The following is an 18,346-nucleotide window of genomic DNA, read 5'->3' on the forward strand; positions in this document are numbered from 1 at the left end:
TTCGGCATTACCCGCCTGCTGTCCCGGTGTCGTGCGACGGCAGGCGTTGAACGTGTGTGGCTCGAGATTGAGGAATGGGTTGTGACGGATCTTCCGGCGGTGCACGGGCACGATGAATTCGCTTTGACCGGAGCGCAACTCGGGATCTGGAATGCCCAACGCCTCGACCCCGACACCCTCGGTTATCTGGTCGGTGAGGTGCTCGAGATCGCCGGACCGGAACCCATCGATCTGGACCTGCTGGACACTGCGATCCGCCGCACGATCGCCGAATCCGACACCATGCGTTTGCGTTTCCGCGACGGCGCGGACGGGCCGCGGCAGCGGATCACCGACGCCGCGGCACAGCTGCGCCCCACCGTGGATCTGCGCGGCGAGGCGGACCCGACCGCCGCCGCGCATCGCGCGGTCGAGGCGGAGCGGATTCGGGCCGCGCGGGCGTGCCGCGGGATGGTCGACCGGCAGCTGTTCAACTACACCTTGCTGCGCCTGTCGGACAACGAGGTGTGGTGCATCCAGCTCTACCACCACCTGATCATCGACGGGTACAGCGCAGCACTGGTTTCGCGCCGGGTGGCCGCCCACTACACCGCGCTGGTGCGCGGCACCACCGTCGCGCCGGTGCGCTGGGGTTCGATGACGACGTTGGTCGCCGAGGACGCGGCTTACCAGGCGGGACCGGAGTTCGAACAGGATCGCGCGTACTGGCGCGACCTGCTCACCCCGCTGCCGTCGCTGGACGGGCGCGGCAGCCAACCGGACGGACCGGCGGAACACACGCATCAGGCGCGCGCCGTGCTCGATGCCGAGTTCATGGCCCGCGTCGGTGCGGTGGCCGAGGCGACCGGCACCACCTGGGCGGACGTATTGGTCGGCTGCTACGCGGGATTCGTGCATCGGCTGCTCGGCGAGACCGACGTGGTGATCGCGTTGCCGGTGATGGCTCGCGTCGGCCGCACCGCCTTGACCACACCGTCCATGGCGGTCAACGTGCTGCCGCTGCGGCTCGTGGTGTCCGGTCACGACGGGATCGGCACGCTGAGCAGGCGGGTCGCCGACGCCCTGCGCGGACTGCGGGCGCACCAGCGCTACCGCGGCGAGAACCTGGCTCGCGAGTTCGGCGCCGCGCAGACCGGCGCGCTGCTGCACGGGATCGGCATCAATCTCAAGGCTTTCGACGTCGCCCTCGATTTCGCCGGCGCCGTCGGCACGTTGCGAAATGTGGCCGGCGGTCCGCCCGAGGATCTCGGGCTCACCGTCACCCCGCTGTCCGGCGGTCGGATCCAGCTGGGCTTCGAGGTCGACGCCCGCTCGGTCGACGCGGAGACGGTGCAGCGGCGGATGGCCGGACTGGTCCGGTTGATCGGTGAACTCACCGACGGACAGGATCGGACGATCGGGCGGGTCGCGCCCTATCCGCAAGCGGACGCGGAGCGGATTCTCGCGGAGCGGGCGAGCGCGGCACTGCCCGGTACGCCGAACGACCTGTCCACGGCCTTCGATCGGATGGTCGCCGCGTACCCGGAGCGCATCGTCCTGGTCGCGGGCGAAACCCGGCTCACCGCCGCCGATCTCGGCAGGCAGGTGCATCAGCTGGCGCGGTTCCTGCGCGGCAAGGGTGTCGGGCCCGACGACATCGTCGGACTCGCGCTACCCAGAACCGCCGAGATCGTGGTGGCGATGCTCGCCGTGCAGCATGCGGGCGCGGCGCATCTGGTGCTCGATCCCGAGCACCCGACCGAGCGGCTGCGCGATATCGTCGACGACGCCCGTCCGGTGCAGGTGCTCGCGGTGGACGCCTTGGCCGAGGTGCTGGCCGGTGACGCCCGGCCGGCCCCGATCCGCTTGTCGGACAGTGCCGTTCGTGCGTTGATCGACGGTGCGCCGGACGGCCCGCTGACGGCGGCGGAGCTGGCCGCGCCGCGCCACCCCGAACATCTTGCCTATGTGGTCTACACCTCGGGCTCCACCGGCCGTCCCAAGGGCGTGCTGGTCCGCTCGGGTGGCGCGGCGCATCTGCTGCACCACCATCGCTCGACCATCTACGCCGAGGCGGCGGATCGGGTGGGGGGCAGGCAGTTACACACCGCACACACCGCGTCCTTCGCGTTCGACGCCGCGCTCGATCAGTTGCTGTGGCTGCTGTGCGGGCATCGGGTGCACCTCTACGACGCCGAATTGCAGCGCGATGCCGCCGCACAGGTGGCCGCGTTCGCCGCCGACCGGATCGACGTGGTCGACACCACGCCGTCGATGGCCGCCGCGTTGATCGACAACGGCATGCTCGGCGCGCGACATCGCCCGCAGCTGTTGCTCTTCGGCGGCGAGGCGGCCTCGCCCGCGCTGTGGGAGACCATCGTCGCCTCCGGCGTGACCGCGCGAAACATGTACGGCCCCACCGAAGCCACCGTCGACGCGCTGAGTGCGTCGGTGTCCGGGTCCGTGCCGCACGTAGGCGGCCCGCTGGCCGGGACGAGCACCTATTTGCTCGACAGCGCATTGCAGCCCGTCCCGCACGGGGAGGTCGGCGAGTTGTACCTTGCCGGGCCGCAATTGGCGCGCGGATACCTCGGCCGCCAGGTCGTGACGGCCGAGCGGTTCGTCGCCGACCCGTTCGGCGCGCCCGGCGCGCGGATGTACCGCACCGGCGACCGCGCTCGGTGGCGCACCGGCCACGGCTACGAATTCCTGGGCCGCGGCGACAATCAGGTGAAGATCCGCGGCCACCGGGTCGAGCTGGGCGAGGTCGAGGCGATCCTCGGCGCGCTGCCCGGGGTGGCCGCCGCGGCGGCGGTGATCCGGAGCACCGCGGGCCTGGCTCAGCTGATCGGCTATCTCGTGCCCGCGTCGGGACAGCGGCTCGACGGGGCCGACGAATTGCGGCACCGGCTCGCGAAAACCGTTCCCGACCACCTGGTTCCGTCCGTGCTCGTGGTGCTGGACGCGCTGCCGACCACCGTGAACGGCAAGCTGGATCGCGCGGCCCTGCCCGCGCCGCAACTGGTTTCGAGTGGACGCGCGCCGCGCACCGATCGTGAGCGCGCCGTATGCGCGGTGGTCGCCGAGGTGCTCGGCCGCCCGGCGGTTAGTGTCGACGACGAGTTCTTCGGGCTCGGCGGCGACAGCATCACCGCGATCAGCGTCAGCAGCCGGCTGCGCGCGCACGGCCTGCTCGTCCAGCCGAAAGCGATACTGGCCCAGGGCGATCTGGGCACCATCGCCGCGACGGCCGACCGGCTCGCCGACGAGCCGAGCGCGGTGACCGACGACGAGCCGACCGGCACGGTCCCGCTGCCGCCGATCGTGCGCGCCTTGCTGGCCGCGAACCCGGACGAGGCGGCGATCGCCGGGTACGCACAGTGGACCGTGCTCACCCTGCACGAGACGCTGGATTTCGCGGATCTGCGGACCGGGGTGCAGGCCATGCTCGACCGGCACGACGCGCTGCGTGCCGTGCTGGACACGGAAACGACGCCGCCGACGCTCACCATCGGTGCGCCGGGCGCCGTCCAGGCCGCGGATATTCTCAGCGAGCCGACTGTCGAGGACGTTTCCCGGATACCGGACCTGGCACAGGATCTCGCCGATCAGCTGAGCCCGCGCGACGGCCGCTGCCTGCGCGTCGCGCTGGCCCGGACCCCGGCGGGCACACCGGATCGGCTGATCCTGGTGGCCAATCACCTTGCCGTCGACGGTGTTTCCTGGCGGGTACTGCTGCCCGAGCTGCATGCCGCGTGCCGGGCCGCGCGCGAGGGGCGGTCCTTGCAGGTGGTGTCCAAGGGCAGTTCGTGGCGGCGGTACGCCACGATGCTGGCCGAGGCCGGAGCGGCCGGAACCTATGCCGCGGAAGCGGAACACTGGCGCGCGGCGCTCGGCCGCGTGGCGACGACCCCGCTGGGCGAACGGGCGCTGGATCCGCGCCGTGATCACGCGCGAAGCGCGGTGCGCAGCAGAACGCTAGCTGCTCCGGCGCTCACCGAGGCCCTGCTCACCACGCTGCCTGCGGCGTACCGGGCCGGTGCCGACGACGTCCTGCTCGCTGCCCTGCTGCTCGCGGTGAACTCGTGGCGGCACAGCCGCGGCGAGGCGTTGGAGACGGGCAGGCCGGTCACCGTCGAGGGCCACGGACGCGACCCCTTGGCGGCGGATACCGATTTCGCGGGGACCGTGGGCTGGTTCACCAGTGAGTACCCGGTCTGGGCGCCGGCCGACGGCATCGATACCGCGGCCGGACTGGCCGAGGCCCTCGCCGGTGGTGCGGCGGCGGGCCGGTTGCTGCGCGCGGTGAAGGAGGCCAAGCGCGCCGTGCCCGGTGGCGGCGTCGGTTACGGCGTGCTGCGCCACCTGGATCCGCGGACCGCGCCCGATCTCGCGAGCACACCCGCACCCGAGCTGCTGCTGAACTACCTCGGCCGGTTCGCCGCCTCGCCCGGTACCGGTTGGCAACTGCCGGAAGAAGATCCGTTCGCGGTGTGCGAGCCCGCGGGTAAAGCGCTGTCGGAGGTGCTGGCGCTCAACGCGTTCGTGCACGAGCAGAACGCACCCAGGCTCGCCGTGGAATGGACGGCGGCGGGGGAGGTGCTGGGTGCGGCGACAGTGACCGCCCTGCAAGAGCATTGGGAACTCGCGCTGGAGGCGTTCGCCGCGCACGCGGTGCTGTTCGAGGGTGGGCTGACGCCGTCGGACTGCCCCGAGGTCCCGGCCACGCAGGACGGGATCGACGAACTGGAAGCGCTGCACGGCCCGTTGGCGGCGCTGCTGCCGCTCTCGCCGTTGCAAGAGGGGCTGCTGTTCCACGCGATCCGCGACGGCGCGGCCGACGTGTACACCTTGACCGCGCGGATCGACTTGACCGGGCCGCTCGACGAACAGCGGCTGGCGACGGCCTTCGACGCCGTACTCGCCCGGCATCCCAATCTCGGCGCCGCATTCCACTACACGGCGCTGGACCGGCCCGTGCAGGCCATTCCCCGGACGTTGCGCATGCCGTGGCGCTACGCCGACCTGTCCGCGCTGCCCGTGCGGGCCGCGATCGCCGCCGCGGACCGGCTCGAAACCGAAGCGGCCGCACATCGTTTCGTGGTCGATCGAGCGCCGCTGTTGCGCGCCTTACTGATTCACCTGCCGGACGCGCAGCACCGGCTGGTGCTCAACGCGCACCATCTGCTCACCGACGGCTGGTCCACCCCGATCGTGCTGCGGGAGCTGCTCGCGCTCTACCATCGCGCCGAACTGCCCGCCCCCGCCGCGTACCGCGACTACCTGGCGTGGATCGCCCAGCAGGACCGAGGCGCGGTGCGCGACGCGTGGGCGGCCAGGCTCGCGGGTCTGGCCGCGCCGAGCCTGCTGTCCACGACAGCGACCGGCGCACAAGACTTCCGGCAGGTGCCGGTCCCGCTCTCTGCAGCGCAGGCCGCTGCGCTCGTCGCACTGGGCCGGCGCCGCGGGTTGACGCTGAACACCCTGGTGCAGGGCACCTGGGCGGTCGTGTTGTCCGAACTCACCGAGCAGGCCGACGTCGTCTTCGGCGCGACCGTATCCGGTCGTCCGGCCGAACTGCCCGGCGTCGAAGCCATGGTCGGCTTGTTCACCAACACCATTCCGGTGCGGTGCACCCTCGCGCCGGAGCGGTCGCTGCTCGACCTGTTCGCCGAGCTGCAGGAAACACAGTTCGCCATGCAGGAATTCGAGCAGGCGAGCCTGGCCGAGATCGAGCGCGCCGCCGGGCTGGGCCAGCTGTTCAACACCCTCGTGGTGTTCGAGAACTTCCCGAACTCCGGTGCGCAACAGCCGGAATCGCACGAGCTGCGGATCGCGGGCTTCCACAATCACGGACTCACGCACTACCCGGTCACGCTGCTCGCCCCACCCGGCGAACGGCTGGAGCTGGTGGTCTACCACGACCGGTCCGCCGTCGCGGACGTGACGGTGGGCCGGATCATCGAGCGGATCGCGCGGGTGTTGCGCACGGTGGTCGAGGCCGAGGACACGCGCGTGGGCGAACTGCTCGACATGACCGGCTGGGTGGCGCCGAGCCCGCCGGTGCGGACACCGGATCGTCCGCGGGTGATCGACAGTCCCGGAATCGCCGATGATGCGGTGCTGGCGGCGATCCGTGAGGGCGCGGCGGGAGTACTCGAGGTCGCCTCGATCGGTCCCGACGACGACTTCTTCGCGCTGGGCGGGCATTCGCTGACGGCCATGCGCCTGGTGGGCAGGCTGCGCAGGCTGGGCGTCCGGGTCGCGATCACCGATGTGTTCGACGCCCCGACGGCGCGTACCCTCGCGACGCGGGCGCAGATCGATCCGCGGCGCTTCGGGCAGCGCGCGGTCGCCGGGGCCAGTGAAGTGGCAACGCCCCCAACAGAGTTCACACCCGTGGTGCTCGACCGCATGGGCACCGGTGCGCCGTTGTCGCCCGCGCAGGAGCGCCTGTGGTTCCTGCACCGGCTGGAAGGACCGTCCACCACCTACGACGTGCCGGTGGTCGTCCGGCTGCGCGGTGCGCTCGACAACGACGCGCTCGCCGCCGCCTGGCGCGACGTGCTGGCGCGACACCCGGTGCTGCGCACCACCTATCCGCAGGACTCCGCCGGGTCCGCCACGCTGCACGTGCTCGCGGCCGCCGACGCGGCCGGACTGGACTGGCACGCGATCGGGACCGAGGGCCTCGACGTGGCCATCGCGGCATGCCTGACCCAGCCCGTGGACATCACCGCCGCGGCACCGGCGCGGGCCACGCTGCTCGAGATCGCGCCCGACGACCACGTGCTGGTCCTCGTGGTGCACCACATCGCCTTCGACGCCACCTCGCTGCGCCCTTTGTTCGACGACCTGGACACCGCGTATCGAGCGCGGGTGAAAGACGAAGCGCCCCAGTGGTCTCCGGCAGGCACGGACTATCGCGAGTACGCGGTGCGGGAGCGTCGCCGACAGCAGCAGGACGCCTATGCCGGGCAACTGGCGTACTGGCGCGACACCCTCGCGGGTCTGCCCGCCGAGCTGGAGCTGCCGTTCGACCGGCCGCGCCCGGCGCGGGCCGCGTACCGCGGGCACACCGTGCTCCGGCCGCTGCCCGCCGGGCTGCGCGCGGCGATCACCGAACTGTGCGGCGCGTACGGTGTCAGTCCGCTGATGGTGTTGCAGGCGGCGGTGGCCACGACCTGGTCGGCCTTCGGCGCCGGGCGCGATATACCGCTGGGCAGCACGGTGTCGCATCGCGACAGCGTGCTGGACGACGACGCGGGCGAATTCGGGGACACCGTAGGGTATTTCGTCAACACGCTGGTCGTCCGCTGCGATCTGACCGGCCGTCCGAGTTTCGCGGAGCTGCTCGGTCGCGTGCGGGTCGCCGCGCTGGACGCGCTGGCGCACCAGGACGTGCCCTTCGAGCGGGTGGTCGACGCTGTGGCCCCGCCGCGTTCGCTGGCCCGGCATCCGCTCTTCCAGACCATGGTCGCCTACGAACCGGCGGCCCCGGCTCCGCAGCTCGGCGGCCTCGGGGTCGAGCCGGTACCCCCGGTCACCACCGCCGCGCGGTTCGACGCGGCGGTGTGGCTGGCCGATGTCGGCGCACCGGACGAGGCGAACCTGCGCCTGGTGGTCGACGCCGACCTGTTCGACCCCGCGACCGCGGACGCGCTCGTCGACGGCCTGATCGCCGTGCTCGAGCGGGTCGTGCCCGAGCCGACGGCAGGCATCTTCGAAACCACCCTGGCCGCACCCGATCCGGCGCGTGATCCGGCGCGGCGCTCGACCACGCCGCCCGGTGTGGCGGTGCGCTTCGCGGACCAGGTGCGTGCGACCCCCGACGCGATCGCGGTGGTCTGTGGCGCGGACTCCCTCACCTATGCCGAACTCGCCACGCGGACAGCGGATCTCGCCGCGCGGCTGCTGGCGGCGGGTGCGGGACCGGAGCAGGTGGTCGGCGTCGCGCTGGCCCGCTCGACGGATCTGGTCGCCGGACTGCTCGCCGTGCTGCGCCTGGGCGCCGCCTATCTGCCGCTCGACGTCGACTACCCGGCGGATCGCCTCGCGTACATGCTCGCGGACGCGGCCCCGGTGTGCGTGCTGACCAGTTCCGAGCTCGCCGATCGGCTGCCCGCGGGCGGGCCGCCCACGGTGCTGACCGACGCTGTGGCACAACCGGATCCGGTGGCGCTGCCGCAGCCGCGGCCGGCGGACGAGCGCCTGGCCTACGTGATCCACACCTCCGGTTCGACCGGAAAGCCCAAGGGCGTCATGGTGACCACGGCGAATCTCGCGGCGTTCGCCGAGTCCGTCGGCGGGGCGGGCTGGATCGGTCGTGGCGACCGGATCGTGGCGGTGACGACGGTGTCCTTCGATATCGCCGTGCTGGAGCTGCTGCTGCCGTTGACCGTCGGCGCGACCGTGGTGCTCGCCGATCGGGCCACCGTCCGGGATCCGGACGCGTTGCACGCCTTGATCGCCGACAGCGCCGCGACGCTCGTGCAGGCGACGCCCTCGCTCTGGCGTGTGCTGGTCGAACACGAGGACGCACCGCGGCTGGCCGCGGTGCGCGCGCTGGTGGGTGGCGAGGCGTTGCCCGCGGATCTCGCAGTGGCGCTGGTCGCCACTTGCCGGTCGGTGCGGAATGTGTACGGGCCCACCGAGGCGACCGTGTGGGCGACGGCGAGCGATCTGCACGACGGCGAGCAGGTCACTATCGGCGCACCGTGGACCGATGTGCACACCCGAGTGCTGGACGAGCATCTGCGCCCGGTGCCGCCGGGTGTGGCGGGCGAGCTGTATCTCGGTGGCGCGCAAGTGGTTCGCGGCTATCTCGGTAAGCCGGAACTGACCGCCGCGCGCTTCGTGCCGGATCCAGATCTGCCCGGCCGCCGGTTGTACCGCACCGGTGATCTGGTCCGGCAGCGTGCCGGACAGCTGGAATACCTGCGCCGCAGCGACGACCAGGTGAAGGTGCGCGGCTTCCGGATCGAGCTGGGCGACGTCGAGTCCGCGCTGCGGACGGTCGCCGGGGTCGCCAGGGCGGCGGCCACGGTCCGCGCGGACAGCGCAGGCACCGGCAGGCTCTTCGGCTACGTCGTCGCGTTGCCGGGCGGCACGCTGGACCCGGCGGCGGTCCGCGCCGCCGTCGCGGGCATTCTCCCCGAATACATGGTGCCGCAGGCGATCGCGGTGCTGGACGCGTTGCCGTTGACGCTCAACGGCAAGGTGGACCGGGCCGCGCTGCCCGAGCCGACCCGGACCGATACCGCGCGTCGCGCGCCGAGCACCGCCGCCGAGCGGACGCTGTGCGCGCTGGCGGGCGAGGTGCTCGGCATCGCCGCGCCGGGCCCGGACGACGCCTTCTTCGCGCTCGGCGGCGACAGCATCTCCTCGGTGCGGCTGGTGACCGGGGCACGGCGGCACGGCTTGGTGCTCAGCGTCGCGGACGTGTTCGAACACCCGACCCTGGGCGAGCTGGCCGCGGCCGCGGCACCGGCGGACACCGCGGCCGCGCCCGTCGCCGCGGCGGACCTCGTCACGGTGGACGGCGACCAGCGCGCCCGCCTGGACGCGCTGTGCCCGGCGTGGCAGGAAGTGCTGCCGCTGGGTCCGTTGCAGGAGGGCATGTACTTCCAGTCCGTGGTCGATCGGGCCGCGGGTTCGGACGCGTACCACATGCAGGTGAGCTTCGTGTTCGAGGCCGCCCGGCCCGCCCGTGCCGACCTGTTGCGCCGCGCCCTCGATGCGGTGCTGCGCAGGCACGCCAACCTGCGGGCCGGTTTCACCCACGCGGGCTTCGGCGCACCGGTGCAGTTCATTCCGGGTACGTGGGAAACACCGTGCCGGGAAGTCGATCTGAGCCCGACCGACGACGCCGCGGCCGCCGTGGCGGCGCTGGCGGACGCGGAATACCGCACGCCTTTCGATTTCGGCGCACCGCCGCTGATCCGACTGGTGCTGGTGCGTTTGCCGGACGGCACCAGCCGTGCCGTCTTCACGCTGCATCACCTGCTGATCGACGGCTGGTCGCTGGCCCTGCTGTTCACCGAACTGTTCACCCTCTACGAGCGGGCCGAAACAGCCACCGCCGCAGACCTGGACGCGGCGCTCGAACCTGCCGCCGATTTCCGCGACCAGCTGCGCTGGCTGGCCGGTCTGGATCACGGCGCCTCGGAAAAGGCTTGGCACGCATACCTTTCCGACCTGCGGCAGCCGACCCTCGTCGGCACCGGGGCCACGGACCGGTCACCGCTGCCGGGCCGGTCCCGGATCGAACTGAGCGCGGCGACCTCCGCGGCGCTGCGCGCGCTGGCCGGGCACGGCCAGGTCACCCTGTCCACGGTGGTGTCCACCGCGTGGGGACTGGCGTTGCGCGCGAGCACCGGGCTCGACGATGTGGTGTTCGGATCGACGGTCTCCGCGCGCTCGCCCGAGGTGCCGGGTGCGGAACGGATGATCGGGTTGGTGCTCAACACCATTCCGGTGCGCGTCCAGGTGCGCCCGGGGGAGTCGTTGCTGGAACTGTTGCGCCGGATGCTGCGCGAGCAAGGTGGTCTCGTCGCGCATCAGCAGCTCGGCTTGGGCCGCATCCAGCGCGCGGCCGGGTACCCGACGCTGTTCGACACGCTCTACGTCTTCCGCAACCTGCCGCGCGACGAGAGCGGCGCCGCAGACGTTTTCGCGCGCACCGGCGTGGTCGGGCGCGAAGCGGTGGACAGCACGCACTACGCCCTCACCCTCGATGTCGACCCGGGCGCGGGGTCGGATCCGCTGCGGATCACCCTCGAACACCGAGCCGATCTGATCCCGGACGGACTGGCCGAGCAGATGCTGGCGCGACTGGTCACCATCCTCGAACAGCTGGCGGCACCGGACACCGCAGCGGGCCGCACGGTGGTCGCGAACACCGCGGCGCCGGTCGCCGCCGCGCCGGAGTTCACGCCGGAGCGGGTGCACGTGCCGCTGCCCGGGCAGCGCGGTGGCAGCGTCGACGCGCTGCTGCGGGAACGGGCCGCCGCGACCCCGGACGCCGTCGCGCTGGTGTGCGGAGCGGTCGCGCTGACCGCGCGAGAGCTGGACGATCGGGTCGACCGGATGGCTCGGTTGCTGGCGAGCCGCGGCGTGGGGATCACCGACGTGGTCGCGCTCGCGCTGCCGCGCATCGCCGACCACGTGGTGGCGATCTTCGCGGTCATGCGCACCGGGGCGGCGTATCTGCCCCTGGATCTGACCCATCCGCCGGCCCGGCTGCGTGAGCTGCTCGCCGACAGCGCGGCCTCGGCCCTGATCAGCACCGGTGTCCATCGGGCGAGCGTGGTCGAGGGCGACGGCGGGCCGCGGGTGCAGTTGCTGATCGATCAGCCCGAGGTGGCGCGCGTGCTCGACGGTGCGGTGCCGCCGCCCGCGGTGCCCGAGGCGGCGGTGGCCGGTCCGAGCTGTGCCGATCAACCGGCCTACGTCATCTACACCTCCGGTTCGACCGGTCGCCCGAAGGGCGTGGTGATCGGTCATCGCGGTCTGACCACGATGTACCACAACCACCTCGACGAGATCTTCGGCCCGACCGACCGCCGGGCGAACCGGGGCAGGCTGCGGGTGGCGCACACCGTCTCGTTCTCCTTCGACATGTCGTGGGAGGAACTGTTCTGGTTGCTCGCCGGGCACGAGGTGCACGTCATCGACGAGCAGGCGCGACTGGAGCCCGCCGCGCTGGTCGCGCACTACCAGGACGTCGGCATCGACGCGGTCAACGTGACGCCTTCCTACGCACGGGAATTGCTCGCGGCCGGTCTGCTCACCGGCGCGCATGTGCCTGCCCTGGTGCTGCTCGGCGGTGAGGCGGTGCCGCCGGATCTGTGGACGCTGCTGCGCGAACATCCCGTCGCCACCGGTTACGACCTGTACGGGCCGACCGAGTTCACCATCAACGCGCTCGGCTCGCCGGTATCCGGCAGTGCCACACCCTGTTTGGGCCGTCCGGTGCGCAATGCCAAGGTGCGGGTGCTCGATTCGGGTCTGGCCGAGGTGCCGGTCGGCGCGCAGGGCGAGCTGTATCTGTCCGGTGACGGCATCGCGATCGGCTACCGGGATCGGGCGGGCCTGACCGCGGGCACGTTCGTCGCGGATCCGTTCGCTCCCGACGGCGGCCGGATGTACCGGACCGGAGACCTGGTGCGCCGCAGGGCCGATGGGGAACTGGAGTACCTGGGCCGGGTCGATCATCAGGTGAAGATCCGCGGCGTGCGCATCGAGCTGGCCGAGGTGGAGACCGCGCTGGCCGCGCTGCCCGGCGTCCGGCGGGCCGCCGCGACCGTCCGCGCCGACTCCGCGGGCACCGCAAGACTGTTCGGCTACGTGGTGCTCGACGCGGGCTGCGCCCCTCGTGATCTGCGCCCGGAAGTGCGGGCCAAGGTGCCCGCCGCGCTGGTGCCCGCCGAGATCGTGGTGATCGACGCGATCCCGTTGACGCCCAACGGAAAGCTGGATCGCGCGGCACTGCCGCAACCGGAGCGCCGCACGGTGCGCCGGGCGCCGCAGACGGCCCGGGAGCGGGCGGTGTGCGCGGTGTTCGAGCAGGTGCTCGAGCTCGCCGAGGTGGATATCGAGGACAGCTTCTTCGACCTCGGCGGCGATTCGCTGCGCGCGATGCGGCTGCTCGGCGCGCTGGATCGCGCACTGGGCGTGACCATTTCGCTCGGCACACTGACGGCCCGGCCGACGGTGGCGGAATTGGCCGCGCACCTGGACCGCACCCAGGGCGCCGCGGCCGAGCCGGAGTCCTCGGCCCCGGGCCGGGAACATGTGCTCGTGCTGCGCGCAGGCGGTGCCGAGGCGCCGCTGTTCTGCGTGCACCCGGCCGGTGGATTCGCCTGGCAGTTCCTGCCGTTGGCGGCTCGTCTGTCCGCGGGACGACCGGTGCTCGGGTTGCAACTGCCCACGCTGAGCGGCGCGGCGCCGGCCGCCTCGTCGATCGACGAGCTGGCCGCGCAGTACGTCGCCACCGTGCGCGCGCAGCAGCCGAGCGGGCCGTACCACCTGCTCGGCTACTCGTTCGGCGGAAATGTGGTGCACGCCATGGCGGCCCAGCTCAGTGCGGCAGGAGAGGAGGTCGCCTTCGCGGGACTGATCGATGCCGCACCGCTCGGCCGTCGGGCCGAACCCGACATCGACGCGGACGTCACCGAATTGCTGACCGTGCTCGCACCGGAGATCGGCACCGCGGACCCGCACCTGCACGCCGCGCTGCGCGCCGGTTTCACCGAATGCGTGCGACTGCTGGCGGTGTCGGCGGTTCCGGACTACGCCGGCCCGATGACGCTGTTCACCGCCGATCGGCGGTGCGATGCCGTCGCCTCGCCGGGTGCGGAGCTGGCCGCGGGCTGGCGTGGACTCGGGCTCGACCCCGTGGTGCACCATCTGCCCTTCGACCACGCCGGGCTCGTCACCGCGGCGGGCTGGGCCGAGCTCACGCCGTTGATCGAGCGGGAGCTGGAGATGAAAGTTCGTTCAACACAAGGAGACCGATGAAGTCGACCCGAACGTCCGGCCGCGCCGGACGCATGCGGCGGGCAGTCGCCCTGCTCGGCGGACTGACCATGGCGCTGGGCCTCGCCGTCGGATGCTCGTCGTCCGAGGACACCGCGGCCGGCGAGCACACCAGGACGATCACCACCGATCGCGGCGCGGTCACCGTGCCGCACGAAGCGAAGCGCATCGTGGTGCTCAGCGGCAGCCTGGCCGACTACCTGTACGCGCTCGACGCGCCGGTGGTGGCCACCGACACCCGGGTCATCGGCATCACCAACCTCGACGGCGGCTTCCCGCCGCAGTGGGCGGACAAGGCGAAGGCTCAAGGCACCAAGCAATTACCGGCCGGCGCGGAACTGAACATCGAGGCCGTCGCCGACGCGAACCCGGACTTGATCATCGGTGGCGGGCAGGGCATCACCGCGGTGCAGGCGGGCGAGCTCTACGACAAGCTCACCGCGATCGCGCCGACCGTGCTGGTGCCCACCAAGGTGACCAACTGGCAGGAACAACTGCGGATGGTCGCGGACGCGTCCGGCCGGCCCGACCGGGTGCCCGCGCTGCTGAGCGCCTACCAGGACAAGGCCGCGCAGGTGAAGGCGGCCGGCAAGGTGCCGACCGGCAAGGTGGTCTACCTGCTCTCGGTCGCCAACAAGGAACCGTTCGTGGTGCCGCAGACCGCGGCGCTGCCCAGCCAATTGGGTGAACTGGGTTTCGTCGCCGACGATGTGCTGACCAAGGCCGGGAATCCGGCACTGTACGGCTCGGGTGACTCCTTCCAGGTCAGCCTCGAACTGCTGGACAAGGTCGCCGACGCGCCGGTGGCCATCGTGATCCCGGTGGGCGGGCCGAGCGCGGCCGAGCTGGGCCAGAACCCGCTGTACGCGCGGCTGCCCGCGTTCCGCGACGGCAAGGTCTACGAGCTGCCCGCGACCAGCTACCGGCCCGACTACCACGGCGCGCTGACCACGCTCGACACCATCGCGAAAACCTTCGGATGAGCGTGCTGCGTCGCCTCGTCATCGATATCTCGCCGCTGCGCGACAGCAAGGCGTTCCGCTATGTCTTCGCGGCGCGGCTGATCTCGCTGCTCGGTATCGGGCTGCTGATGGTGGCCCTGCCGGTGCAGGTCTATCAGCTCACCGGGTCCAGCCTGCACGTCGCGGGCGTCTCGGTGGTGACCGCGGTCGCGATGTTCGCGGGCAGTCTGTCCGGCGGTGTGCTGGCCGATCGGCACGATCGCCGGCGCACCATTCAGCTGGCGCGTTCGCTGGCCGGGGTCGGGTTCCTCATCCTCGGCGGGAACGCGCTGCTGGATCATCCACTGCTGTGGGTGATCTACGGCGCCGCGGTGCTGGACGGCGTGGCGGGCGGGGTGAGCAGTTCGGCGCTGATGGCCCTGACACCGGCGCTGGTCGGCAGGCACCGGCTGGCCGCGGCGGGTGCGCTGATGACGCTCACCACGGAGCTGGGCACCGTCGTCACGCCCGGCCTCGCGGGCGTGATCATCGCCGCCAGTGGGGTTTCGGTGACCTACTTCGTCGCGGCGGCCGCCACGGCGCTCACCGTCACGCTGTTCCAAGAGGTGGGCGCGCATCCGCCGAGCGGTTCGGTGCACGAGCCGCCGTTGCGGGCGCTGCTGACCGGCCTGCGGTTCGCGCTCGGTCACCAGATCGTGCGCGGCACGCTGCTGGTCGGGCTGGCCGTGATGCTGGTCAGCGGTCCGCTGGTGTTGCTGCCCGCGTACGCGGACACGGTGCTCGGCGCGGGCCCGGCCGTGCTCGGCTGGCTGTACGGCGCACCGGCGGCCGGTGCGCTGGTCGGGCTGTTCACCAGCGGCTGGACCGGGCGGGTGCACCGCAACGGGCGGGCACTGCTCGCCTCGGTGGTGTTGCTGCCCGTCGCGCTGATCGTGGTGGGCGTCGGCGGCACCGCGGTTTTCGCGGTGCTCGGCCTGGCCGGCTTCGGCCTGGGGCGCGCGGTGAACGACACCTTCCGCTTCGCGGTGCTGCAACAGCACACCCCCGACGACCTGCGCGGCCGGGTGTCGAGTCTGTGGCTGGTGCAGGCGGTTTCGGGCACCGCCGTCGGTTCGCTGGTGGCCGGCGTGCTCGGTCAGTACTTCGCGCCCGACACCGCGCTGCTCGTATACGGCTGCGGCGCGGCGGTATTCGGGCTGCTGCTGTGCGCGGTCTCGCGTCCGGTCTGGCTGGCCACCTCGGCGGCCGACCGGCAGGCGGCCGAGCACCGTTAGGGCCCGTGCGGCCCGTCGAGGCGAGTCCTGCGGCTCACCTCGACGGGCGGCCGCGCTAGGCGGACTGCGCCGCCCGCGCGGTGAGCGCGGCGCGCAGGGAACGGCGGCTGATCTTGCCGACGCCGGTTTCCGGGAAGCTCTCGACGACCTCGAGCAGGTCCGGGATCTTCCAGGTCGCCACGCCGCGCTCGCGCACGAACTGCCGGATCTGACCGAGCGCGGGCGGGGTGGCCGGGTCGGTCGCCAGCACGAACACGCAACTGCGTTCGCCCAGCCGCTCGTCCGGCACCGACACGACGATCGCGTCCCGAATCAACGGATGGTCCAGCAGATGTGCCTCGATCTCCTCGGCCGAGATCTTCTCCCCGCCGCGGTTGACCCGGTCGCCCAGCCTGCCCTTCACCACCAGGTTGCCGTCCGGGCGCAGGTTGACCACGTCACCGGTGCGGTACCAGCCGTCCTCGGTGAACGAGGTCGCGTTGGCCTCGGCATTGCGGTAGTACCCGCGAATCGTGTATGGACCCTTGGTGATCAGCAGACCGTCCGTGCCGGGCGGTACCGGCTCGCCCTGCTCGTCGACGACGGCGATCCGATCGTGGTCCGACATCGGCCTGCCCTGCGTGGCCAGGATCACCTCGTCGGGATCGTCGAGGCGGGTGTAGCAGACCAGTCCCTCGGCCATGCCGAACACCTGCTGCAGGGTGACCCCGAGCGCGGGGGCGATCCGCCGCGCCAGCTCGTCGGGGCAGCGGGCGCCGCCGACGAGCAGCACCTGCAGGCTCGAAATGTCGTAGTCCGTCCCGGCTTCCGCGCGTTCCACCCACAGTCTGGCCAGCGGCGGCACGAGGCCGGTGATGGTCACGCCGAAACGCTGGATCGCGCCGAACGCGGTGGTGGGGGAGGGTTCGATGGCCATCGCCACGGTGCCGCCCGCGTACAGCACGCCGAGGATGCCCGGCGAACTCATCGGGAAGTTGTGCGCCACCGGCAGCACCGCCAGGTAGACGCTGGTCTCGTCGAGTCCGCAGATCTGCACGCTGCGCCGCACGCTGTACAGGTAGTCGTCGTGGGTGCGCGGGATGAGCTTCGGCGTACCGGTGCTACCGCCGGAGAGCTGCAGGAACGCGATGCCGGACGGGTCGACTTCGGGCAATTCGCGTGGTGCGGCGCGCAAGTCGTCGAGTCCGTGCGTGCCGCCCGGCGGCAGGGCGGGACGCCGGTGGTCCGGCACGAGGATCAGATGCCGCAGCTCGGGTGCGCTGTCGCGCAGCACCGCGCCGAGCGTGGCGTGATTGAACCCCTGGTGGTGGTGACAGGTGACCATCGCGATCGCGCCGCTGGCCTGCGCGATCGGGAGCAGTTCGGCTTGGCGGTGCGCGGGCAGGCAGAAGACCGGCAGCGCGCCCGCGTAGAACAGGCCGAAGATCACCTCGACGAACTCGGCGATATTGGGCAGTTGCACGAGCACCCGATCGCCCTGCTGGATACCGAGCTCGAGGAAACCCGAGGCCAGCGACCTGGCCCGGGTTTCCAGCTCGGCGTAGGTCCAGCGATTGCGGTCGTCGAGCACGGCGACGGCCTCCGGTGTGGCGGCCGCGCGGCTGGTGAGCATGTCACCGAAGGTTTCTCCGGACCAGTAGCCCAGGGCGCGGTAGGTATCGACTTCGTTTGCCGGCCAAGGGGTTAGGTCGGATTGCGTGGACAAGACGAGCTCCTCACGTGCTGATCACACTTGGTTTACTTTCATCAAGAATTAAGGTTAGGCTAAGCATATGTCTCGAGATGGTAAAAGTGGTGGCGGTGTGATCATCACCGGTGCTGCTGGTGGCATCGGACGAGCGGCGGCACAGATTTTCGCGGACCGGTCCGCGGCGCCCGTGGTGCTCTGGGACCACGATCCCGCAGTGCACCGCGCAGCGGAAGAGATCCGGTCGAGCCGCATTGGTGTCGACACCCACGCCGAACAGGTCGACGTGACCGACGCCGCGTCCGTCGATCGGGCCTTCGCCGCCGCGGTCGAGCGGATCGGCCCGCTCGAGTCGGTGGTGCACGCCGCGGGTGTGCTGGAAACCGGCCGAATCGCGGAACTGACCGGCGACCAATGGGATCGGTGCCTGGCCGTGAACGCCACCGGCACGATGAACGTGACCCGCCGGGCCGCCGCGCTGCTCGCCGCGCGCGGTGGCGGTTCGATCGTGGTCGTCACCTCGAACGCCGCCAACACCCCTCGGGTCGGCATGGCCGCCTACGGCGCGTCCAAGGCCGCGGCCGCCGCGTTCGCCATGGCGCTCGGGCTCGAGGTGGCTGCCGCGGGCGTGCGGGTGAACATGGTCTCGCCCGGCTCCACCGACACCGCCATGCTGCGCGGCATGTGGGATCACGCCGCGACCGAATTGCCCGCCGCGGCCCGCGATCAGGTGCTCGCGGGCGACCCGGAGCGCTTCCGGCTCGGCATCCCGCTGCGCCGGGTGGCCCAGCCCGAGGACGTCGCCGAAGGCATCTACTTCCTGACTTCTCCCCGCGCCCGCCATATCACCATGCATGACCTGCGGGTGGATGGCGGCGCGACGTTCGACGCATGACGGCTCTGTT

At 71.7% G+C, this 18,346-nt stretch carries 5 protein-coding genes; 4 read left to right on the forward strand and 1 reads right to left on the reverse strand.

The window, feature by feature from the left end; translation table 11 throughout:
- Positions 1–81 precede the first annotated feature (81 nt).
- The 3 genes from TY25_RS30110 to entS are packed head-to-tail and all read left to right on the forward strand — an operon-like array spanning position 82 to position 15,754.
- Positions 82–13,500 (forward strand): non-ribosomal peptide synthetase, encoded by a 13,419-nt coding sequence (locus TY25_RS30110; RefSeq protein ID WP_052383286.1) that lies wholly within the window; start codon positions 82–84, stop codon positions 13,498–13,500.
- Positions 13,497–14,501, forward strand: a complete 1,005-nt coding sequence (locus TY25_RS30115) for a Fe2+-enterobactin ABC transporter substrate-binding protein (RefSeq protein ID WP_042261728.1) — start codon at positions 13,497–13,499, stop codon at positions 14,499–14,501. The genes TY25_RS30110 and TY25_RS30115 overlap by 4 nt, the downstream gene beginning before the upstream one ends.
- Entirely contained in the window at positions 14,498–15,754 is a 1,257-nt protein-coding gene (gene entS, locus TY25_RS30120; RefSeq protein ID WP_042261730.1) for an enterobactin transporter EntS, read from the forward strand. Before TY25_RS30115 ends, entS begins: the two co-directional genes overlap by 4 nt.
- A 55-nt stretch (positions 15,755–15,809) precedes the next feature.
- Here entS and TY25_RS30125 read toward each other — a convergent pair whose 3' ends face one another.
- Positions 15,810–17,366, reverse strand: a complete 1,557-nt coding sequence (locus TY25_RS30125; RefSeq protein ID WP_226887539.1) for a (2,3-dihydroxybenzoyl)adenylate synthase — start codon at positions 17,364–17,366, stop codon at positions 15,810–15,812.
- Between the two features lie 160 nt (positions 17,367–17,526).
- Between TY25_RS30125 and TY25_RS30130 the strand changes: the two genes are divergently transcribed.
- Positions 17,527–18,336 carry an SDR family oxidoreductase gene (locus tag TY25_RS30130; protein WP_042261735.1) on the forward strand — a complete coding sequence of 270 codons (810 nt, stop codon included), beginning with the start codon at positions 17,527–17,529 and terminating at the stop codon, positions 18,334–18,336.
- Positions 18,337–18,346: the final 10 nt, after the last annotated feature.

This window comes from Nocardia brasiliensis NBRC 14402, assembly GCF_000308475.2.
In the GTDB taxonomy this organism is placed as follows: domain Bacteria; phylum Actinomycetota; class Actinomycetes; order Mycobacteriales; family Mycobacteriaceae; genus Nocardia; species Nocardia brasiliensis.

What these genes read in the sequence shown, in the direction of transcription:
- TY25_RS30130 (WP_042261735.1), top strand. Translation starts at nt 17,527, where the DNA reads ATGTCTCGAGATGGTAAAAGTGGTGGCGGTGTGATCATCACCGGTGCT.
- TY25_RS30115 (WP_042261728.1), top strand. Translation starts at nt 13,497, where the DNA reads ATGAAGTCGACCCGAACGTCCGGCCGCGCCGGACGCATGCGGCGGGCA.
- entS (WP_042261730.1), top strand. Translation starts at nt 14,498, where the DNA reads ATGAGCGTGCTGCGTCGCCTCGTCATCGATATCTCGCCGCTGCGCGAC.
- TY25_RS30125 (WP_226887539.1), bottom strand. Translation starts at nt 17,366, where the DNA reads ATGCTCACCAGCCGCGCGGCCGCCACACCGGAGGCCGTCGCCGTGCTC.